At 62.6% G+C, this 20,202-nt stretch carries 16 protein-coding genes; 9 read left to right on the top strand and 7 right to left on the bottom strand.

From position 1 onward, the window contains the following. Positions 1-67 precede the first annotated feature (67 nt). Together ggt and pobA are read right to left on the bottom strand one after the other, a co-directional pair. Complete coding sequence (gene ggt, locus ACMCNM_RS17600; protein ID WP_412765050.1) at positions 68-1,873, bottom strand: gamma-glutamyltransferase; 1,806 nt, start codon at positions 1,871-1,873, stop codon at positions 68-70. A 279-nt stretch (positions 1,874-2,152) separates the two neighbouring features. Next, entirely contained in the window at positions 2,153-3,340 is a 1,188-nt protein-coding gene (gene pobA, locus ACMCNM_RS17605) for a 4-hydroxybenzoate 3-monooxygenase (protein ID WP_186680200.1), read from the bottom strand. A 172-nt stretch (positions 3,341-3,512) separates the two neighbouring features. Here pobA and ACMCNM_RS17610 point away from each other — a divergent pair, with 172 nt between their 5' ends. The 3 genes from ACMCNM_RS17610 (at position 3,513) to ACMCNM_RS17620 (ending at position 5,777) form a co-directional block, all read left to right on the top strand. Next, positions 3,513-4,391 (top strand): helix-turn-helix domain-containing protein, encoded by an 879-nt coding sequence (locus ACMCNM_RS17610; protein ID WP_027593542.1) that lies wholly within the window; start codon positions 3,513-3,515, stop codon positions 4,389-4,391. 67 nt (positions 4,392-4,458) lie between these two features. Continuing rightward, complete coding sequence (locus ACMCNM_RS17615) at positions 4,459-4,857, top strand: MerR family transcriptional regulator (protein WP_027593543.1); 399 nt, start codon at positions 4,459-4,461, stop codon at positions 4,855-4,857. A gap of 20 nt (positions 4,858-4,877) precedes the next feature. After that, on the top strand, positions 4,878-5,777 hold the full coding sequence (locus tag ACMCNM_RS17620; RefSeq protein ID WP_412765051.1) for a hydroxymethylglutaryl-CoA lyase: 900 nt from the start codon (positions 4,878-4,880) through the stop codon (positions 5,775-5,777). Between the two features lie 529 nt (positions 5,778-6,306). On the opposite strand, the gene ACMCNM_RS17625 is transcribed toward ACMCNM_RS17620, so the two are convergent. Further along, positions 6,307-6,837, bottom strand: coding sequence for an MgtC/SapB family protein (locus tag ACMCNM_RS17625; RefSeq protein WP_186703560.1), 531 nt, complete (start codon positions 6,835-6,837; stop codon positions 6,307-6,309). 154 nt (positions 6,838-6,991) lie between these two features. Between ACMCNM_RS17625 and ACMCNM_RS17630 the strand changes: the two genes are divergently transcribed. The 6 genes from ACMCNM_RS17630 to ACMCNM_RS17655 all read left to right on the top strand — a co-directional run bounded on the left by ACMCNM_RS17630 (position 6,992) and on the right by ACMCNM_RS17655 (position 15,818). Further along, positions 6,992-7,231 (top strand): DUF3203 family protein, encoded by a 240-nt coding sequence (locus tag ACMCNM_RS17630; RefSeq protein ID WP_027593546.1) that lies wholly within the window; start codon positions 6,992-6,994, stop codon positions 7,229-7,231. A 121-nt stretch (positions 7,232-7,352) separates the two neighbouring features. Beyond that, on the top strand, positions 7,353-8,756 hold the full coding sequence (gene ccoG / locus ACMCNM_RS17635; protein WP_186703561.1) for a cytochrome c oxidase accessory protein CcoG: 1,404 nt from the start codon (positions 7,353-7,355) through the stop codon (positions 8,754-8,756). A 52-nt stretch (positions 8,757-8,808) separates the two neighbouring features. Further along, the gene (gene mapR / locus ACMCNM_RS17640) at positions 8,809-10,218 is read left to right on the top strand and encodes a GntR family transcriptional regulator MpaR (RefSeq protein ID WP_027593548.1); all 1,410 of its coding nucleotides are present in this window, start codon (positions 8,809-8,811) and stop codon (positions 10,216-10,218) included. A gap of 57 nt (positions 10,219-10,275) precedes the next feature. After that, complete coding sequence (locus tag ACMCNM_RS17645) at positions 10,276-11,931, top strand: ATP-binding protein (RefSeq protein WP_412765052.1); 1,656 nt, start codon at positions 10,276-10,278, stop codon at positions 11,929-11,931. Positions 11,932-11,995: 64 nt separating this feature from the next. Then, positions 11,996-14,065: a PAS domain-containing protein gene (locus ACMCNM_RS17650; RefSeq protein WP_412765053.1), complete on the top strand. Its 2,070-nt coding sequence runs from the start codon at positions 11,996-11,998 to the stop codon at positions 14,063-14,065. Between the two features lie 46 nt (positions 14,066-14,111). Beyond that, the gene (locus ACMCNM_RS17655; protein WP_412765054.1) at positions 14,112-15,818 is read left to right on the top strand and encodes an ATP-binding protein; all 1,707 of its coding nucleotides are present in this window, start codon (positions 14,112-14,114) and stop codon (positions 15,816-15,818) included. 6 nt (positions 15,819-15,824) lie between these two features. Here ACMCNM_RS17655 and ACMCNM_RS17660 read toward each other — a convergent pair whose 3' ends face one another. The 4 genes from ACMCNM_RS17660 to ACMCNM_RS17675 all read right to left on the bottom strand — a co-directional run bounded on the left by ACMCNM_RS17660 (position 15,825) and on the right by ACMCNM_RS17675 (position 20,144). Beyond that, a complete protein-coding gene (locus ACMCNM_RS17660) occupies positions 15,825-16,571 on the bottom strand; it encodes an SDR family oxidoreductase (protein ID WP_027593552.1) in 747 nt (248 codons plus the stop codon). Positions 16,572-16,914: 343 nt separating this feature from the next. Then, positions 16,915-18,450 (bottom strand): DHA2 family efflux MFS transporter permease subunit, encoded by a 1,536-nt coding sequence (locus ACMCNM_RS17665; RefSeq protein WP_085274261.1) that lies wholly within the window; start codon positions 18,448-18,450, stop codon positions 16,915-16,917. Next, the gene (locus tag ACMCNM_RS17670) at positions 18,447-19,640 is read right to left on the bottom strand and encodes an HlyD family efflux transporter periplasmic adaptor subunit (protein WP_099429126.1); all 1,194 of its coding nucleotides are present in this window, start codon (positions 19,638-19,640) and stop codon (positions 18,447-18,449) included. Before ACMCNM_RS17670 ends, ACMCNM_RS17665 begins: the two co-directional genes overlap by 4 nt. Before the next feature lie 30 nt (positions 19,641-19,670). Continuing rightward, the gene (locus ACMCNM_RS17675) at positions 19,671-20,144 is read right to left on the bottom strand and encodes a MarR family winged helix-turn-helix transcriptional regulator (RefSeq protein WP_099429125.1); all 474 of its coding nucleotides are present in this window, start codon (positions 20,142-20,144) and stop codon (positions 19,671-19,673) included. Between the last annotated feature and the right edge of the window lie 58 nt (positions 20,145-20,202).

Here is a 20,202-nt window from a genome sequence, read left to right on the forward strand (position 1 = left end):
GGTATTCAACTTCTGAATGGCAAGGTAGCGTTCTATCACGCCACCTCATACCCCGCAACGCGCTTGCTCAATCGCCGAGTGCCGCGCCTTCGCGTCGCGGGTCAGCCCCCCCGGACCAGCCAGCGCCAGTGCGCTGGATGATCTGCATGCCGCTGGTCATGGTCATGGGCGTGACCTCGTGCCCCCAGGCCGCCAGTTGCCGGATCAGCGCCGGGCTGGTCAGCCCCGCTTCCACCTCGGTACCGGCATTACGGCTGCCAAAATTGGGCAGGTTGCTGGCTTGTTGCGGGCTCAGTTGCCAGTCCAGCAGGCCGACCAGCGCTTTGTTCACGTAGCCGATGATCTGCGAGCCGCCGGGGGAACCGAGGCTGGCCACCAGTTCACCCGATGACCGCGAAAACACCAAGGTCGGCGCCATGGCCGACAAGGGGCGCTTGCCCGGCTCGACCCGGTTCGCCACGGGCTTACCTTGCTCCTGTGGTAGAAACGAGAAATCGGTCAGGTGGTTGTTCAGCAAAAAACCTTTGACCATCAAATGTGCCCCGAACGCCGCCTCCACTGACGTGGTCATGGCCAAAGCCTGGCCACTGTCGTCCACGGCAGAGAGGTGCGACGTGGAAATACGCAGCGGCGAACGGTCGGGGGCCATGGCCAGGTCGGCGCCCTGCGGGGTACCGGGGCCGGCGCGCTTCATGCTGTAGGTGCCGATCTGGGCGGCACGCCCAGCGAGGTAGGCAGGGTCGATGAGGGCTTTGACCGGCACCGGCACGTAGTCGCTGTCGGCCAGGTATTGGGCGCGGTCGGCATAGGCCAGGCGTTCGGCCTCGGCGATCACATGGACCGCCAGCGGCGTGGGCTCTAGGCCGGCGGGCGATGACGTTGCGCGTGGCGCAAGTTTCGCCAGGTCATAGTGCGGCGAAGCGCGCTGTAGCGCTTCAAGGATGCCCAGTGTCTGCAGTACAGCGACCCCGCCCGAAGAAGGCGGCGGCATGCCACAGATACGCCACAGTTTGTACGGGCCACAGACCGGCTCCCGCTCGCGCGCCCGGTACTGGCTCAGGTCCTGCAATGACAGTTGCCCGGCATTGGCATGCCCACGCACCTGGGCAACGATCGCTTCGGCCACCTCACCGGTGTAGAACGCATCAGGCCCCTGCGCGGCGATGCGCGCCAGGGTCTGCGCAAGCTCGGGGTTGCGCAGCATCGTGCCGACCGGCAGTGGCTTGCCGTTTTCGCCAAGGAAGTAGCGGGCCATGCTGGGTGAGCGTGCGACATAAGGGTCAGCTGCCAGCAAGGTGTGTAGACGCTCAGAGACTGGAAAGCCCTTTTGCGCCAGCGCTATCGCAGGCGCGAACAAATCCTGCCACGCCAGCTTGCCATGCTGTTCATGGGCCAGTTTAAGCGCCCGTAGCACGCCAGGAACGCCGACCGCACGCCCACCGATTTGCGCCGCCCTGAATGGCATCGGCGATCCGTCGGCTTGCAGGAAGAGTGATTCCGTGGCCGTTGCAGGCGCCGCCTCACGGCCGTCGAACGCCTGCACACGCTTGCCATCCCAATAGAGGATGAAGGCCCCGCCACCTATGCCACTGGATTGCGGCTCGACCAGGGTGAGCACCATCTGCATGGCGATCGCCGCATCGATGGCACTGCCACCGGCGCGCAGCATCGCACGCCCCGCCTCGCTGGCCAGCGGGTTGGCAGCTGCGGCCATGTGCCGGCTGGCGTGGACGGGTTGCAAGGCGCTGCGGTAGCCGGACTGCAATTCTGGGGGTGGAGGTAGTACCTGGTCGGCCCAGGCCGGGCCAGCGGTGGTGGCCAGGCTTAGGGCGGCAATCAGTTGCCGGGGGAGTGATGAGAGGCTTGAGTGCATGGCGATGGATTGATTTCGCTTTTGAGATCGAGCGCCGCCCGCGCGGCGCATCGCGAGCAACGCTCGCTCCTACGTTTGTTTCGGGCCAATTATGCCTGTGATGGCGGCGCGCGACCGCCTTGTTTTTCCAACTCGATATCGAGGCGGGCACCAAGGGGCGCGCGCGCCCATGCCATAGGACTCACTGGCCCGAAACAAACGTAGGAGCGAGCGTTGCTCGCGATGCGCCGCGCCGGCGGCGCTCGATTTTGCAGGCGCTGAAATTCTCCAGCCCTACCCCTACGCCACCTCTTCGAACGGCAAGCCCACATAGTTCTCGGCAATGTTCACCAACCCCGCCGGCGACGACAGGAAGTACTCGCGGTCAGCCTCCTGCATCTTCTGGTCCCAAGCGTCCTTGTGCGTACCAAAGTCATGCAGCAACTGGGTCATGAACCAGCTGAAACGCTCGCCCTTCCAGACCCGGCGCAAGGCCAGCGGCGAGTACTGCTGCAACAGGTCGGTGCGCCCTTCGTGGTAGACCTTGACCAGAATCCGGTACAGGTAATTGACGTCCGATGCCGCCAGGTTTAGGCCCTTGGCACCGGTAGGCGGGACGATGTGGGCGGCATCGCCGACCAGGAACAGGTGCCCGTACTGCATCGGTTCGACCACCAGGCTGCGCAGCGGGGCGATGCTTTTTTCCAGCGCAGGGCCGGTCACCAGGCTCGCTGCCACGTCCTCGGGCAAGCGGGCCTTGAGCTCCTCCCAGAAACGCTCGTCGGACCAGGCTTCGACCTGATCGTCCAACGGCACTTGCAGGTAGTAGCGGCTGCGCGTCTGCGAGCGTTGGCTGCACAGCGCGAAGCCCCGCTCGTGATGGGCATAGATCAGCTCGTGATTGACCGGCGGGGTATCCGACAACAAGCCCAGCCAGCCAAACGGATACACCCGCTCGTACTGCTTGAGCACACCCTCGGGGATGCTCTGCCGAGAAATGCCATGGAAGCCATCGCACCCGGCGATGTAGTCACAGTCCAGGCGGTGAACCTGCCCGTCCTTCTCGAACGTGAGGTACGGACGCTCGCCTTTGAGCTCATGCGGCTGCACATTGCTCGCCGCGTAGATGATCGGTGCACCACTGGCTTCACGGGCTTGCATCAAGTCACGGGTGACCTCGGTCTGGCCGTAGACCATCACCGTCTTGCCACCGGTCAGGGCCTTGAGGTCGAGGCGCTGGCGACGCCCGCCGACCAGCAACTCGACGCCTTCATGCACCAGCCCTTCGCGGTCCATGCGTGCAGCCACGCCGGCCTCACGCAACAGGTCGACCGTGCCCTGCTCCAGCACGCCGGCACGGATGCGGCCGAGCACGTATTCGGGGGTCTGGCGTTCGACGATGACCGTCTCGATGCCGGCCTTGTGCAGCAACTGGCCGAGCAGCAGGCCGGAGGGACCTGCACCGATGATTGCAACCTGAGTTTTCATTGTTGTTGTCTCTAGTCGGGCGATGCCGGCCCTGGACTGGCAGTGGCATGGCATCTGCTGTTAGGGTTTACACCTGCATTTTTACTGGCAAAGGCTGCCGGTTAAGTGTGCTATTCCATGCAAAACCTGCACTTTTACAAATAACGTTCGATTAACGGACAGGCAAAACCGCATGAAATCCACCCTCCCCGGCATTCCGTTGTTCCAGCTGTACGGCGAAAACCAGGCGTGGCCTGGCACCGACCTGTTGCACTGCGAGTCAATCCCGGCACGCAGCCGCTTGCACCACTGGGAGATCAAGCCGCACCAGCATGCCGAGCTGTTCCAGTTGCTGTATGTGCAGCGTGGCCAGGCCGAGGTGGAGATCGAAGGTGTCCGCAGCTCGATCAGCCAGGCCGCCATCCAGGTGGTACCGCCACTGACCGTGCACGGCTTTCGCTTCAGTGCCGACATCCAGGGGCATGTACTGACCTTCGGCACCGCGCTGGTGGCCGAACTGGAACAGCAACTGGGCGCGCCCGTGGGCATGCTGGCCACGCCGGCGTGCTATGCGTTGGGCAAGGACCGCCAGCGTTTACGCAGCCTGATCGACACACTGCAGCAGGAATACCAGGGCAATGCCCCGGCACGGGCGACGATGCTGCAGGCGCTGGTGACCGCATTGATGGTCTGGATCAGCCGCCGGCAGCAACTGGGCCAGGCGCCCCGTAACCGTGACGAACGGGACCGGCAGTTGCTCGGGCAATACCTGCGCCTGGTCGAGGCGCATTACCGCGAGCATTTGTCCGTGGAGGACTTCGCCGCGCGCCTGAACGTCTCGAGCCTGCAGCTCAACCAGCTGTGCAGGGCACTGAGCGGGCAAACGGCTTTGCAGGTGGTGCATCAGCGGCTGCTGCTGGAGGCGCGGCGCAACCTTCTTTATACGCGCATGAGCATTGGGCAATTGTCGGATAGTCTCGGGTTTACAGACCCCACCTACTTCGCGCGGTTTTTCAAGCGGCTGAGCGGGCAGACGCCCAATGGCTATCGCCGGGTGGGGGTGCCTGAATAGCGCCCCTGCTTGACGTAAACGTCAACCTGCATTCAGGATAGCCCCATACCCCACGCCGAGCCCCCGCATGAGCCTGCAGACCTACAGCATCTCCGACCTGTCCCGCGAGCTGGACATCACCACCCGTGCCATCCGCTTCTACGAGGAACAGGGCTTGCTGAGCCCCGAGCGACGTGGCCTGGAACGCATCTACTCGGCGCGTGACAAAGTCAGCCTGAAGCTCATCCTGCGCGGCAAGCGCATTGGTTTTTCCCTCGCCGAATGCCGTGAACTGATCGAGCTGTACGACCCCACCAGCGGCAACCTGAAACAGCTCAACAGCATGCTGGTGAAAATCGCCGAACGGCGTGCCCAGCTGGAGCAGCAGATGCTCGACATCCACCAGATGCAACTGGAGCTCGACACCGCCCAGGAGCGCTGCGAGCAGGCCCTTGCCGCGACCTTGAACAATAAAGACAACCGTTGACCCGCCACAGGAAACCCGCCATGTCCTTGCCTAAAGAAGTCCGTCTGGTCGAAGTAGGCCCCCGCGACGGTCTGCAGAACGAAGCCCAGCCCATCAGCGTCGCCGACAAGGTGCGCCTGGTTGACGACCTCACCGAAGCGGGCCTTGCCTACATCGAAGTCGGCAGCTTTGTCTCGCCCAAGTGGGTACCGCAGATGGCCGGTTCCGCAGAGGTGTTCGCAGGCATCGTGCAGCGCCCAGGTGTTACCTATGCCGCCTTGGCGCCGAACCTGCGCGGCTTCGAAGATGCGCTGGCTGCCGGGGTGAAAGAGGTGGCGGTGTTTGCCGCAGCGTCCGAGGCGTTCTCGCAGCGCAACATCAACTGCTCGATCAGCGACAGCCTCAAGCGCTTCGAGCCGATCATGGAGGCTGCGCGCAGCCACGGCGTGCGCGTGCGTGGCTATGTGTCGTGCGTCTTGGGCTGCCCTTATGAAGGCAAGGTCAGCGCCGAACAGGTCGCCCCGGTCGCCCGCGCCCTGCATGACATGGGCTGCTACGAGGTATCGCTGGGCGACACCATCGGTACCGGCACTGCGGGCGATACCCGCCGGCTGTTCGACGTGGTCTCGGCCCAGGTGCCGCGCCAGCAGTTGGCCGGGCACTTCCACGACACCTATGGCCAGGCCTTGGCCAACGTCTATGCCAGCCTGCTTGAAGGTATCAATGTGTTCGACAGCTCGGTGGCCGGGCTGGGGGGCTGCCCCTATGCCAAGGGCGCCACCGGCAATATCGCAACCGAAGACGTGGTGTACCTGCTACAGGGGCTGGGCATCGAGACGGGCATCGACCTGGACCGCCTGATCGCCGCAGGGCAACGCATCAGCACGGTGCTGGGCCGCGCCAATGGGTCGCGAGTGGCGCGCGCACGCAGCGCGCACTAGTCACACGGGTGTCACATGAATGTGGGTGGAGTGTTACCTCCCCCACGTTTCGCAGCAAAAAATCGGGTAACAGGGAAACAAATCGACAAAATTTCAGGTCGAGCGTTTTCCACCAAAACACCTAAGTGCTTGATTTTAAAGGATTTGAAAAAGTTGGCACGGGCCATGCTATATCTTTGGTACAAGAACAATAAAAATGTGACACCCAATAAAAACAACAGGTAACGGCTCTGACATAACAAGAACAACACGGCAGAGGCGTAGCAAGCAGATTTTTTTGGAGTAGACACGCTTTTCAGGGGTACGCCCCGCGGTCTGACACAGAACAATAAAACTACCTCAAGGTAGCGGCAGTCAGCATCGGATCAGTCATGATGAAAGCAGGTCAGCGCTCAAAAAAATACGTTTGTTCTTGACCCCGCATGGGGGTCGCCCGCGACACAAAGACTGGCTGACAAAAACAACAAAAGGCCGTCTTCAATAATAAAAAGAGCAGGCAACAACGCTTTGGGGGGAGCTTCGGCTCCCCTCAGTGCTTCCTGCCCTCCTCCTCGCTCTGTTTCTCCTCATCCTGTTTCTCGACCTTGTCCACCAACATAGGCATCGTGCCCAGCACCAACAGTGCCAGCACCGTGCTGATCAATGCCGTGGCTTCGCGCCCCATGCCGGCGGCCGTACCGATCGCGGCAGTCATCCACAGCCCTGCTGCGGTAGTCAGCCCTTTCACATGGCTGGCGTCCTGGCCGTTACCCTTGAGAATGGTACCCGCCCCCAGAAAACCGATCCCGGCGACAATGCCCTGGATCACCCGGCTTAGCGCCTGCTCGTCGGCCCCGGCCATGCTTGGCGCCAACACGAACAGCGCAGCGCCCAGTGAGACCAGCATGTGGGTGCGCACGCCGGCAGACTTGCCTTTGTGCTCACGCTCGAAACCCAGCACCGCACCCAGCACGGCCGCCATCAGCAGGCGCACCAGCACCCGCGTGACTTCGCGCTCGTCGCCGAGGTCGGCGAACTCGGCCTGAATGGTTTGCCAAATCGGATGCCACCAAGGGTTCATCGTGACGCTCCTGATCAAAATGCGCTGGGGCTGCCTCTGTGAGAGTTGACTCGCGCAGCGCCAGCAAGTGCGATACATCCCGCCCAGCGGATCGATGCAGCAACCACCTCTGCACAGTGGTCACAGCTGTAACCGCCACCAAGAGGACATTCCCATGCCGGTTGAAATCGACGAAAGCACCCGCCGTTGCACGCTCATCGGCGACCATGTGCACCTCGAAGGCGATGGCCCTGCCATTGAAATCATCACCGATGAACAGCTGCGCATGTCGGTGGCGGTGCTGGCGGGGGAACGGGTGCCTATCACCGAAGCAGAAGCTGATGCCCTCACCGTAGCGGGTGCGGTGGATAGCCGCAGGCATCTGAAGACCAGCGTGCCAGGCTCGGTAATCTAAGGCCTGGCGTGGTTTTGCTGATCATCTGATACGGTTTTTATCGCCAAACCTGAGCCTGTGCTGATAACAGCTCGGGGGCCATAGTGCTCATGCCTGATCGAGGCCTGATGAGCACCGAGCCATGAACGATAGAATCCCCTTTACCGAGATCGCCGCGCCCGCAAGTTCAGCCGCCAAACGCCACGTTGACAGCGGCCTTCACACCCGCAGTTTCACCGGGCTGTACCGCAACCTGCGGATCGGTTTCGCGGGGGCCTTGTTCGCACTGTTCTTTGGCACTGCCTGGCTTACCTGGAACGGCCGCCAGGCAGTGCTCTGGGACTTGGGCAGCAGCAAGTTCCACATCTTCGGCGCAACGTTCTGGCCGCAGGATTTCATCCTGCTGTCTGCGCTGTTGATCATCTGCGCCTTTGGCCTGTTCGCCATCACGGTCTACGCCGGCCGCGTGTGGTGCGGGTACAGTTGCCCACAAAGTACCTGGACCTGGTTGTTCATGTGGTGCGAAAAGGTCAGCGAGGGTGACCGCAACCAGCGCATCAAGCTTGCCGCTGCCCCCTGGAGCCTGGAAAAACTGGCCCGCCGGGCGCTCAAGCACAGCCTGTGGCTGGCCATCGGCTTGCTCACCGGGCTGACCTTCGTCGGCTACTTCACCCCGATACGGCCCCTGGCGGCAGAACTGTTGACCTTGCAGTTGGGTGGCGTCGCGCTGTTCTGGGTGTTGTTCTTCACTGCCGCCACTTACATCAATGCCGGCTTGCTGCGCGAGGCAGTGTGCCTGCACATGTGCCCCTATGCCCGCTTCCAAAGCGTGATGTTCGACAAGGATACCCTGGCGGTGGCCTACGACCCGCGCCGCGGCGAAACCCGTGGCCCACGCAAGAAAGGCAGCGACGCCCACGCCCAAGGCCTGGGCGACTGCATCGACTGCACGATGTGCGTGCAGGTCTGCCCCACCGGCATCGACATCCGCGATGGCCTGCAAATGGCCTGCATTGGCTGCGCGGCCTGCATCGACGCCTGTGACGGGGTCATGGACAAGATGGGGTATGCCCGCGGCCTGATCGGTTACAAGTCTGAACACAGCCTGCAGGGCGGCACCACCCACTGGCTGCGCCCGCGCCTGTTGGGCTACGCCGCGGCACTGGTGGTGATGATCGGCGCGTTGGTAGTTGCCTTGCAACAGCGCCCGATGGTGTCGCTGGACGTGATCAAGGACCGCGGCCTGTTCCGCGAGAACGCCCAAGGCCAAATCGAGAACATCTACCTGCTCAAGGTCATCAACAAGACTGAAAGCACCCAACGTTATCACCTGCGCCTGCTGGACGCTGACGGCTTCACCCTGCAGGGCAAAACCGAGTTCATCATCCCGGCTGGCGAAATGAGCGAACTGCCGGTCTCGGTGGCGATGCTTGCAGAACGCCCGACCAGCAGTTCGCAAACCTTGAGTTTCGAAGTGCAGGACAGTGACGAACCTGCCGTGCGCAGCGTGGCACAAAGCCGCTTCGTCGCACCGATGAACCGCTGATCCCTTACACTGTTTTTCCACCTTGCCTGCCAGGCTTCGACAGAAGGCCAGAATGAAACGCTACGAACGATTCGCCGATGACATTGCCGAACTGATCCGCTCGGGTGTGCTAGGCCCTGGCCAGCGGGTGCCCTCGGTGCGCTATGCCAGCCAGACCCACGGGGTCAGCCCATCCACGGTGTTCCAAGCCTATTACCTGCTGGAACGGCGCGGGTTGATCCGCGCGCGCCCGCGTTCGGGGTACTTCGTCAACGCCCATGCACCGCGCCAGTTCTGCGAGCCGCAGGCCTTGCAGCCGGTCAGCGAGTCCACCGATGTCGACGTCAGCGCGCTGGTGTTCTCCATCCTCGACTCGATAAAGGACCCCAACACCGTGCCGTTCGGTTCGGCCTTCCCAAGCCCCGAACTGTTCCCGCTGCAGCGTTTGTCGCGCTCGCTGGCCAGTGCCAGCCGTGCGATGGACCCGCGCATGGTGGTCACCGACCTGTCGCCCGGCAACCCTCAATTGCGCCGGCAGATTGCCCTGCGCTACATGGTCGGCGGGCTGATGCTGCCGATGGAAGAGCTGCTGATCACCAATGGCGCGCTGGAAGCCCTGAACCTGTGCCTGCAAGCCGTGACCGAACCCGGCGACCTGGTGGCGATCGAAGCGCCGGCCTTCTATGCCTGCCTGCAAGTGTTGGAGCGGCTCAAACTCAAAGCTGTGGAAATTCCCGTTCACCCCCGCGAAGGCATGGACCTGAGCGTGCTGGCGCAGACCCTGGAGAAGCACCCGGTCAAGGCCGTATGGTGCATGACCAACTTCCAGAACCCGGTAGGCGCCAGCATGCCGGAGGCCAAGAAGCAGGCGCTGGTGGAGTTGCTGGCACGCCATCAGGTGCCGCTGATCGAAGACGACGTCTACGCCGAACTGTATTACGCGCAACAGGCACCCAAACCCGCCAAGGCCTTCGACACCCAAGGCCTGGTGATGCACTGCGGTTCGTTCGCCAAGAGCCTGGCGCCCGGCTACCGCATCGGCTGGGTGGCCGCCGGGCGTTTCGCGCAGAAGATCGAACGCCTCAAGTTGATGACTTCGCTCTGCGCATCGATGCCGGCACAGGCGGCCATCGCCGACTACCTGCAACACGGCGGCTATGACCGCCACTTGCGCAAGCTGCGCTACGCGCTGGAAGGCCAGCAAGCCAACATGCTCGCCGCCATCTCCCGCCACTTCCCGGCGCAGACGCGGGTCAGCCAACCGTCTGGGGGCTACTTCCTGTGGCTTGAACTGCCAGAGCAGATGGATGCGCTCAAGCTGTTCCACATGGCCTTGGCCCAGGGCATCAGCATCGCGCCCGGCCCCATCTTTTCACCGACCCGTCGCTTTGGTAATTGCATCCGCCTGAACTACGGCAGCCCCTGGCATGACGGCGCCGAAAAGGCCATGGAAACCCTGGGGCGAATCATTCGTTCATTTTGATAGCTGTCAGCCTGCGCCGCGTCTATAGTTGCCCGATCCGCTCACCGGTTCGCCACCATGCAGCCAGTCACGCAAGCTTCCTACGAGCAACTGCAGGCACGTGTCGCAGAGCTTGAAACCCTGCTGGCCCAGCGCGGTGACATTGCGCAGGCAAACAACAATCTGCTCGGCGAACTGGTCGATAACAGCTTGGCCAACGTATTTGCAGCCGACCGCAAAATGCGCCTGTTGGCGATCAATCGCACAGCCCGCGAAACCTTCCAGCGGTGGCGCGGTTTTGTGCCGCAGATCGGCGATTACATCCCGCAGTTTCTGGCCAACCAACCGGACATCATGGGCCGCTTGGCCCCGGTGTGGCCGCGCCTGCTGGCCGGCGAAGCGTTCATCGACACCATCGCCCTCGGGCCACCTGACGCCCTGCGCCACTATGAAATCCGCTACCACCCGCTGCTCGACGCGCAGCAGCGCATCCAGGGCGGCTATATGTTCGCCTACGACATTACCGAGCGCATTGCCGAGCAGGAACGCCTGCACCAAACCGAAGAGGCGCTGCGCCAATCACAGAAAATGGAAGCGGTCGGCCAATTGACCGGTGGCATTGCCCATGACTTCAACAACCTGCTTGGCAGCATCCTCGGCGCACTGGAGCTGGCCGAGCAACGCCTGAGTCAGCATCGTGTGTCCGACACCGCCAGGCTGCTCGAAGTCGGCAAGAACAGCGCGCTGCGTGCAGCCTCGCTGGTGCAGCGCCTGTTGGCTTTTTCCCGCCAGCAGACACTGCTGCCGCAACCCGTCGATGTACAGCGGTTGGTGGCCGGCATGCACGACCTGATCCGCAGTTCGATCGATGCGCACATCGACTTGCAGGACCGGACACTGGCCGGTCAGTGGTCGATCCGCATCGACCCCCAACAGTTAGAAAACGCCCTGCTGAACCTGTGCATCAACGCCCGCGATGCCATGCCCCTGGGCGGCACCCTGCGCATTGGCTGTGAGAATGCCGAGCTCGACGACGAGCAGGCCCGCCGCCTGGACGTGCCGCCAGGGCAATTTTTGCACATACGGGTGGACGACACTGGCATGGGCATGAGCAAGGACGTGATGCAGCGTGCCCTCGACCCGTTCTTCACAACCAAACCCATGGGCCAGGGTACTGGCCTGGGGCTGTCGATGGTCTATGGCTTCGTGCGCCAGTCTGGCGGGCAATTACGCATTGACAGCACGCCTGGGCAAGGCACCAGCGTCCACCTGTATCTGCCCCGGAACGAAAGCACCACCCCCGAGCATCCTTGCGCTGCGCCTGAAAATACTGACGCCAGGCCGCTTCACAGGCCACACCGGATCATGCTGGTAGAAGACCAAGCGACCCTGCGCCTGGTACTCGGCGAAGTGCTAAAAGAGCTGGGCCACGAGGTCCAGGTTTTCGAGGACGGCCGCAGCGCACTCCAGGCGTTGCAGCACAGCCCATTGCCTGACTTGTTGATCACCGATGTTGGCCTGCCCGGCGGCATCGACGGCAACCAGCTCGCAGAGGCCTATCGGGGCCTTGCCAACGAAGCACCGGTGATACTGATCACCGGCTACGACATTGCCAGCAGCATGGCCCTAGGCTGGCCTGCAGAGCGCACCGAGGTGCTGTCCAAGCCCTTCGAGCTCAAGGCACTGGGTGAGCGGATCGATCGCTTGCTGGGCGTGGATGCGCATTTGCGTTAAGGGTGTTCTCGCCCTTGGGGTGAACACGTTAGAGTTTGGGCCTTTAATTTCGTCGGACGTCGGCATGCCTTCCCGCGACCTGCTTTCCCTGCGCCAACATGTCGAAGACCTGGAGCGCCGTAACGCGCTGCTGGAGTCGCAGTTGGCGAGCCACCAGGAGCACGATCAGATCCTCTATCGTTCGTTGTTTGACACCATGGACGAAGGGTTCTGCATCATTGAATTCTTCGATGGGCCACATGGCCCATTGAGTGACTACGTGCATGTCGTGGCCAATGCGGCGTATGCGAAACATGCCGGCATCCCCAATGTGGTCGGGCAAAAACTGCGCGAGATGGTCCCCGGTGAGGCCGACGATTGGGTAGCCCGCTACGGTGAAGTGCTGCGCACCGGCGAGCCGCTGCACTTCGAACAGGAGCTGGTTGCCACTGGCCATGTCCTGTCCGTCACGACCTTTCGCGTCGAACCCGCCGAGCGGCGCCAGGTGGCGGTGCTGTTCAAGGATGTCACCGCACGGCGTCGTGCAGAGCTGGCCTTGCAGCGCATGAACGAAGAGCTCGAAGAACGGGTCAATGCGGCGCTGGCAGAGCGCCGGTTGTTTGCCGAAGTGGTCGAGCACAGCCTGGCTAACGTGCACATGATCGATAGCAACATGCGCTGGCTGGCGATCAACCGGCAGGCCAAGCTGGAATTTCATTACCTGTACGGCGCCACCCCGGAAGTGGGCGACTCTGTGACCACGCTGATGGGCGACAACCTCACCGACCTGAACGTGATCATGCCGATGTGGCAACGTGCGCTGGGGGGCGAGCAGTTCACAATAACTCAGCGTTTCGGCAAGGGGGCTACACAACGGCATTACGAGCTGCGCTTCAACTGCCTGCGCGACCCTGATGGTGCGATTCTTGGTGCCTACTTATTCGCGTATGACATCAGCGAACGCGTCGCCGCCCAGCAGCGCCTGCTCAGCGCTGAAGAGGCACTGCGGCATGCGCAGAAAATGGAGGCCGTGGGGCACTTGAGTGGTGGCATCGCCCATGACTTCAACAACCTGCTGGGTAGCATTCTGGCGGCCCAGGAATTGATGCAGCAACGCTTGCAACAGGCGCGTCACGACCAACTCGGCAGCCTGCTGGACGTTGCCAGTGGCGCGGCGCAGCGTGCCGCCGCCGTCGTGCATCGCCTGCTGGCGTTCTCGCGCCAGCAGACGCTGCAACCCCAGCCCACCGATGTCACCCAATTGGTCAATGACATGGAGCAGCTGGTCCGTGGCAGCATCGGCCCGTCCATCCAGTTGCGCAGCCACTTCCCGCAGCACCTGTGGCCAACGTTCATCGACCCGCCACAGCTGGAAAACGCCCTGCTCAACTTGTGCATCAACGCCCGAGACGCACTGCCAGAAGGTGGCGCGATTACCCTCAGCGGCGACAACCTGACCCTTGACCTGCAGCGTGCCCAAGGGCTCGACCTGGCTGCAGGTGATTACCTGCGCCTTGGGGTCAAGGACAACGGGCGAGGCATGTCGGCAGAGGTCGCGGCGCGCGCCGTGGATCCGTTCTTCACCACCAAGCCGATGGGCCAGGGCACTGGCCTTGGGCTTTCCATGGTTTACGGCTTCGTGCGCCAGTCAGGGGGGCAGATGCGTATCCTGTCCAAGCCCGATGAAGGCACGCTGGTCGAACTGTATCTGCCCCGCCACCTTGCGTGGCAAGCGATGAACAGCTTCCAAACCCCGGCTCAGCGCCCGGCGAGTTGCAACACCGTGCAGGCTGGGCAAATCGTGCTGGTAGAAGACCAGGAGCCCCTGCGCTTGGTCATCCACGAAGTACTCGAAGAGCTCGGCCATGACGTCCAGCCATTCGCCGACGGCCCTAGCGCGCTGGCGTACCTCGAGCGCTGCCCGCCGCCGCACCTGCTGATCAGCGATATCGGCCTGCCCGGGGGCCTGAACGGTCGGCAGGTCGCCGACCGATGCCGCGTACGGCACCCGCACATAAAAGTGCTGTTCATCACCGGTTACGATGAAAGCGCTGTACTCAGCCACGGCCAAACCCTGGAAGCATCCAGTGTATTGACCAAACCCTTTGACCTGGCGGCACTCGTGGAAAGGGTCGCACAGCTGCTGATGCATTAGCGGCCTGTGGTTAATCGATGGAGCGAAATGAATGCCCGGTGAATGCTTGAATACAACCGATGAGCTGGAGGGTCTACGCCAGCGAATCGATCAGCTCGAACAGCAAAACAGCCAGTTGAACAGCGAACTGTTGCGCTTGAACGCACGCGCGCAGGCGTCGGAAGGCTACCGCTTTCTGTTCGAGAACATGGAAGAAGGCTTCTGCATCATCCAGTTCATCGATGGACCGCTTGGGCCGTTGAGCGATTATGTACACCTGATGGCCAACCCGGCTTACTGCAGGCATGCCGGGCTGCCCAATGTCGTGGGCCGGACCCTGCGGGAAGTGATACCCGACGAGGCCCATGTCTGGCTGGACTACTTCGGCACCGTGGAGCGGACTGGCAATCCGCTGTACTTCGAGCATGAGTTGCTTGCCACCGGCCGCTGCCTTGGCCTAGCGGCAATCCGTATCGAACCGGCCCACAACCATCAGGTGGCGGTGATCTTTCGTGATGTGACAGCGCGCAAGCGCGCTGAGAGTGCCCTTCAAGACCTCAACGCAGAGCTTGAGCAGCGTGTCGAACAAGCCGTGGCGCAGAGCCAGAAGGCCGAAGAGGCTTTGCGCCAAGCGCAGAAAGTCGAGGCTGTAGGTCAGCTGACAGGGGGCGTTGCGCACGACTTCAACAACCTGCTCGGCGGCATACTCGGCGCACTGGAGCTGGCCAGGGACAGGGTGGACATCGACCAGCCCAAGGCAACCATCACCCCCTTGCTGGAAAGCGCCCATAGCGCGGCACAACGGGCTGCGGCGCTTGTTCATCGATTACTCGCGTTCTCCCGTCAACAGACCTTGCAGCCACGCGCCACCGACGTCGCGGTGCTGGTCACCGGCATGCTAGACCTGATCAGCCGCAGCACCGGCCCCCACATCGAACTCGACTACCAGTGCAGCGACGCTTGCTGGACGGTGCATATCGACCCTCCTCAACTTGAGAGCAGCCTGCTCAACTTGTGCATCAACGCACGCGATGCCCTGCCCGACGGGGGCAGGGTCCGTATCGCCCTGTGCAATGTCTCGTTGACCAGCGAGCAAGCTGCGCAGCTTGAGCTGACGCCTGGCGACTACCTCTGCCTCAGCGTCGAAGACAACGGCAGTGGCATGACGGATGAGACCCTGACCCGCGCCGTCGACCCGTTCTTCACCACCAAACCGCTTGGCCGCGGCACGGGCCTGGGGTTGTCGATGGTCTTCGGTTTTGTGCGCCAGTCCGGTGGGCAACTGCACATCGCATCGTCCCTGGGCCAGGGCACCACGGTGCGCTTGCTGCTGCCGAGACACCACGCGCAGCCTGCGCCTGCCGTACTCAAACCCGTTGCACCGGCACCGCGCTCCAATACAAGCGCGACAAAGCGAATCGCCGTGGTCGAAGATGTCAGCGCCATGCGCCTGGTGATTGCTGAAGTGCTGCATGACCTGGGCCACGACGTGATGATGTTCGAAGATGGCCCCCAAGCGCTTGCAGGCTTGGCAGAGCAACCCGCGCCCGACCTGCTGATCAGCGACGTGGGCTTGCCGGGCGGGATCAACGGGCGCCAGTTGGCCGACACGTTGCGCGGGCGTTACACCGGGCTCAAGGTGCTCTTCGTCACGGGCTACGACGAAAGTGCAGCGCTGGCTAACGGCAACCTGGAAACCGACATGCGCGTGCTGACCAAGCCCTTCAGCCTCGAGGCACTGGCCGAGCAGGTCGGCCAGTTACTGGAAGGATAAGGCGCCTCAGCGCCCGCCGCCCAAATCGACGAAGCTGCCAGTGGAATACGAGGCCTTGTCCGAGAGCAACCAGACAATGGCCTCGGCAACTTCTTCTGGCCGACCGCCGCGGCCCATGGGCAACCCGGGTTCGAGCTTGGCGACCCGGTCCGGGTCACCGGAAAGCGCATGGAAGCCCGTGTGTATATAGCCTGGGCGCACGCCATTGACCCGCACGCCCTCGCCTGCCACTTCCTTGGCCAAACCAAGGGTAAAGGTATCCAACGCGCCCTTGGAGGCCGCGTAGTCGACGTATTCGTTGGGCGAGCCCAGGCGCGCAGCCACTGAAGAGACGTTGACGATCGCCCCGCCCTGCCCGCCATGCCGACGCGCCATGCGCAACAGCGCATGTTTGGCGCAAAGCATGGGCCCAACGACATTGGTCTTCATCATCTTGAGCAAGCGAAACTCGGACATCTCCTCGACACGGCTTTGCTGGCCGATGGTGCCCGCGTTGTTGACCAGCGCAGTCACCGGGCCAAGCGCCTCATCGACACGCTGGAACAGCTGAATGATTTCATCCTCGACACTGACATCGGCCCGCACCGCAATCGCTTCGGCGCCAAGCGCGCGAACCTGCCCAAGGACGCGCTCGGCAGCCTGGTCATCCGCGTGGTAATTGATGCAGATACGATACCCCTGCCGAGCGGCCAGCAGGGCTGTCGCCGCGCCGATACCTCGGCTGGCGCCAGTAATGACGATGACATTCTCCATGGGCCTGCCAATGCTGTTGAAAGTGGGCTTTCGACAATAGGACAAATGCCAACGCATGGGAATGCCACCCCTTCCCCAAAGCGCACAATCGCAGGCGACGTTGACCCAGCTCTTGATCTTGATCTGGCTTTTGACCTTCAGCGACTCAGGAGGCCGGAGCGAGGGGACCCCGAAGCGCAGCGTAGGGGCCGTATGATGGAGCGCAGCCCTTTTTGGTTACTTTTTGGGGCGTTTGCCAAAAAGTGACCCGCCGTAAGGGCGGAAAGGTGAATAAGCGTCGCCCCGGCAACTGGCCCCTGCCTATCTCTCAATACCAGCGAAGGCCCCATCACTAGCCAAAGAATCAATGCCCCGCAGAAGCCGGCCCAGCCTTAGCCGTAAACGGCGGCCGCGCAAACCAAACCAACAAAATCAACCCCGCAAACACCCAGGTCATCATCATGAAATAGTCCACCGTAGACATCATGTAAGCCTGCGCATTCACGATCTGCTCCAACCGCGCATAGTTCTGCACACTGGCCCCCCCAAGCTGCTCCAGCGTATGCCGCGTCGCCGGATCAAACTGGCTGATATTCTCACTCAGATACGCATGATGCTGATCCGCCCGCCGTATCCAGATCCACGTCGTCAGCGACGCCGCAAAACTCCCCCCCAGCGTACGCAGAAAGGTCGCCAGCCCCGAGCCATCGGCAATCTGATGCGGCGGCAAGTCCGACAGCAAAATGCTCAACGTCGGCATGAAGAACAGCGCCACGCCAATCCCCATGAACAATTGCACCAACGCCACATGCTGGAAGTCCACCTCACTGGTAAACCCAGCCCGCATGAAGCAGCTCGTGCCAATCGCCAGAAACGCCAACCCCGCCAGCAGCCGCAAGTCGAACCGATGCGCGTACTTGCCGACAAAGGGCGACATGATCACCGGCAACAGCCCGATCGGCGCAACCGCCAACCCCGCCCAAGTCGCCGTATAACCCATCTGCGTCTGCAACCACTGCGGCAGGATCAGGTTGATACCGAAGAACCCCGCATAGCCCCCGACCAACACGATGGTGCCGACCCGGAAGTTGCGGTGCACGAACAGCCGCAGGTTGACCACCGGATGCCGATCGGTCAGCTCCCAGATCACGAACACCGCCAGGAACACCACTGAGATCAAGCTGCCCATGATGATGAACGACGACTCGAACCAGTCCAGGTCATTGCCCTTGTCGAGCACCACCTGCAACGCCCCCACCCCCACGATCAGCGTCAAAAGCCCGATATAGTCCATCGGCTGGCGGCTGGTTACCACCGGCCGCGAGCGCATCTGTTGGCGTACAACAGCAGCGGCGAACAGGCCGATCGGCACGTTGATGAAGAAGATCCACGGCCAGCTGTAACTGTCGGTGATCCAGCCCCCCAGTATCGGCCCGGCGATCGGCGCCACCACCGTGACCATCGCCAACAACGCCAGGGCCATCCCCCGTTTCGCCGGCGGGTACACTGCTATCAGCAAGGTCTGGGTCATCGGGTACAACGGCCCTGCCACCACGCCCTGCAACACACGAAAGCCCACCAGCTCCGGCATCGACTGGGCGATGCCACACAAGAACGATGCCAGCACGAACAGCAACGTGGCCCAGATGAACAACTTCACCTCGCCAAAGCGCCGGCTCAGCCAGCCTGTCAGCGGCAAGGCGATGGCGTTGCTCACGGCGAACGAGGTGATCACCCAGGTGCCCTGCTCATAGCTCACCCCCAGGTTGCCGGAAATAGTCGGCAAGGCCACGTTGGCGATGGTGGTGTCGAGCACCTGCATGAACGTTGCCAGCGACAGACCGATGGTGGTCAGCAACAGGCTCGGCGGCGTGAACTGGGCGGCAGCCTGGTTGCTCATCGCTGCGCCGTCTTGCCGGATGCGCTGTTCTCGTGAATCAGCCGGGCGATCAGGTTATCGGCATCGACCAGTTGGCGGTCGTACACCTGGGTGGTGTAGCTGGCCTGCTGTGGGGGTTGCTGGGCCAGGGTCGGGCCGCTCTGGTCGTGCAAGTCGACCTCCACCAGCGTCGACAGGCCGATACGCAGCGGATGGTCCTTGAGCTGGTCCGGGCTTAGGTGAATACGCACCGGCACCCGCTGCACGATCTTGATCCAGTTGCCGGTGGCATTTTGCGCCGGCAGCAGAGCGAACGCGCTGCCAGTGCCTGCACCGAGGCTGTCGACCGTGCCGCTGTACTTGACCGCGCTGCCGTACAGGTCGGCGCTGATTTCAACCGGCTGGCCGATACGCATGTCGCGCAGCTGGGTTTCTTTGAAGTTGGCATCGATCCACACCTGGTCCAGGGGGATCACCGCCATGGTCGCAGTGCCCGGCTGCAGGCGCTGGCCCAGTTGCACGGTGCGCTTGGCGACATACCCGGTCACCGGCGCTACCAAGGTGGTGCGGGCGTTGTCGAGGTAAGCCTGGCGCAGGTCGGCAGCGGCTGCCATCACTTCAGGGTGCGAGGAGACCACGGTGTCGTCGACCAGCGCGGTGCTGGTGTTGAGCTGCTGACGGGCACTGGCCAGGGCGCTCTGGGCCACACTCAGGTCGTCACGGGCGTGGGAGATTTCTTCTGCCGCAATCGCACCGCTGTCGGCCAGCACCTTGCGCCGGTTGTAGTTGTCCTGGGCCTTTTGCAATTCGGCCTGGCGCGTCTGCAACTGGGCCTTGAGCCCATCGACATTACTGTACAAGCCGCGCACCTGGCGCACCGTGCGCGCCAGCTTGGCTTCGGCGGACTGCAGCGCCACCTCGCTGTCGGACGGGTCGAACTGCAGCAGCACTTGGCCGGCGTGAACCAAGTCGCCGTCATCGGCACCAATGCTGGTGACGGTGCCGGTCACCAGCGGGGTGATCTCCACCACGTTGCCATTGACGTAGGCGTCATCGGTGCTTTCGTGCCAGCGCCCGACCAGGGAATACCAGGCCCAGGCGCCGACACCGCCGAGGATCAGCAGCAGAAGCAGGCCGAGCAGCCAGGCCTTGCGTTTGCGCGACGGCGCAGGCGCGTCAGCTGGGGTTGGGGTGTCTGTGGAAGTGGCCATGACAATACCTTGGATAATGCGTAACAGGGGTCAACGATCGCCAAAGCGGCGGATCGTCAAAGGGTCGCCAGCGCTGAGCAGCACCTTGGCCAACAAGCGCTCGAGCGTCTTGAGCTCTTCAGGTTGCAGTGCGCCGCACAATTCGTTCATCGCTGCAGCTCCGATTTCTGGCAGCCGATCCGCCAGGCGCTGGCCATCGGCGGTCAAGGCCAGGCGCACCTGGCGTCGGTCGTCGGCGCAGCGGTTGCGCAGTATCAGGCCCTTCTGCTCGAGGCGGTCGAGCATGCGGGTCATCGAACCGCTGTCCAGGCCCAGGTAGCGGCACAGCTCGGCCGGGGTGTCCACCTGGTACTGGGTGACGATGATCAACACCTTGAACTGCGCGGCGGTGACGCCCTCTGATTCGAGGTGCCAGTCGAGAATGCGGTCCTTGAGGATCGCCGCGCGGCCCAGCAGCATGCCGATGGCACAGGTCTGGAAGTTTTCTGGAGAGAAATGCGCCATGGAGTCTGCCCGGTTAATTGTTTAAAAATATTACTGCCTAGGCAGTGAATGTCAAAGC

Source organism: Pseudomonas sp. NGC7 (assembly GCF_047159675.1).
In the GTDB taxonomy this organism is placed as follows: Bacteria; Pseudomonadota; Gammaproteobacteria; order Pseudomonadales; family Pseudomonadaceae; genus Aquipseudomonas; species Aquipseudomonas kermanshahensis.

What these genes read in the sequence shown, in the direction of transcription:
- pobA (WP_186680200.1), bottom strand. Translation starts at nt 3,340, where the DNA reads ATGAAAACTCAGGTTGCAATCATCGGTGCAGGTCCCTCCGGCCTGCTG.
- ACMCNM_RS17620 (WP_412765051.1), top strand. Translation starts at nt 4,878, where the DNA reads ATGTCCTTGCCTAAAGAAGTCCGTCTGGTCGAAGTAGGCCCCCGCGAC.
- ACMCNM_RS17675 (WP_099429125.1), bottom strand. Translation starts at nt 20,144, where the DNA reads ATGGCGCATTTCTCTCCAGAAAACTTCCAGACCTGTGCCATCGGCATG.
- ACMCNM_RS17615 (WP_027593543.1), top strand. Translation starts at nt 4,459, where the DNA reads ATGAGCCTGCAGACCTACAGCATCTCCGACCTGTCCCGCGAGCTGGAC.
- ACMCNM_RS17670 (WP_099429126.1), bottom strand. Translation starts at nt 19,640, where the DNA reads ATGGCCACTTCCACAGACACCCCAACCCCAGCTGACGCGCCTGCGCCG.
- ACMCNM_RS17660 (WP_027593552.1), bottom strand. Translation starts at nt 16,571, where the DNA reads ATGGAGAATGTCATCGTCATTACTGGCGCCAGCCGAGGTATCGGCGCG.
- ACMCNM_RS17665 (WP_085274261.1), bottom strand. Translation starts at nt 18,450, where the DNA reads ATGAGCAACCAGGCTGCCGCCCAGTTCACGCCGCCGAGCCTGTTGCTG.
- ACMCNM_RS17645 (WP_412765052.1), top strand. Translation starts at nt 10,276, where the DNA reads ATGCAGCCAGTCACGCAAGCTTCCTACGAGCAACTGCAGGCACGTGTC.
- ACMCNM_RS17650 (WP_412765053.1), top strand. Translation starts at nt 11,996, where the DNA reads ATGCCTTCCCGCGACCTGCTTTCCCTGCGCCAACATGTCGAAGACCTG.
- ggt (WP_412765050.1), bottom strand. Translation starts at nt 1,873, where the DNA reads ATGCACTCAAGCCTCTCATCACTCCCCCGGCAACTGATTGCCGCCCTA.
- mapR (WP_027593548.1), top strand. Translation starts at nt 8,809, where the DNA reads ATGAAACGCTACGAACGATTCGCCGATGACATTGCCGAACTGATCCGC.
- ccoG (WP_186703561.1), top strand. Translation starts at nt 7,353, where the DNA reads ATGAACGATAGAATCCCCTTTACCGAGATCGCCGCGCCCGCAAGTTCA.
- ACMCNM_RS17630 (WP_027593546.1), top strand. Translation starts at nt 6,992, where the DNA reads ATGCCGGTTGAAATCGACGAAAGCACCCGCCGTTGCACGCTCATCGGC.
- ACMCNM_RS17625 (WP_186703560.1), bottom strand. Translation starts at nt 6,837, where the DNA reads ATGAACCCTTGGTGGCATCCGATTTGGCAAACCATTCAGGCCGAGTTC.
- ACMCNM_RS17610 (WP_027593542.1), top strand. Translation starts at nt 3,513, where the DNA reads ATGAAATCCACCCTCCCCGGCATTCCGTTGTTCCAGCTGTACGGCGAA.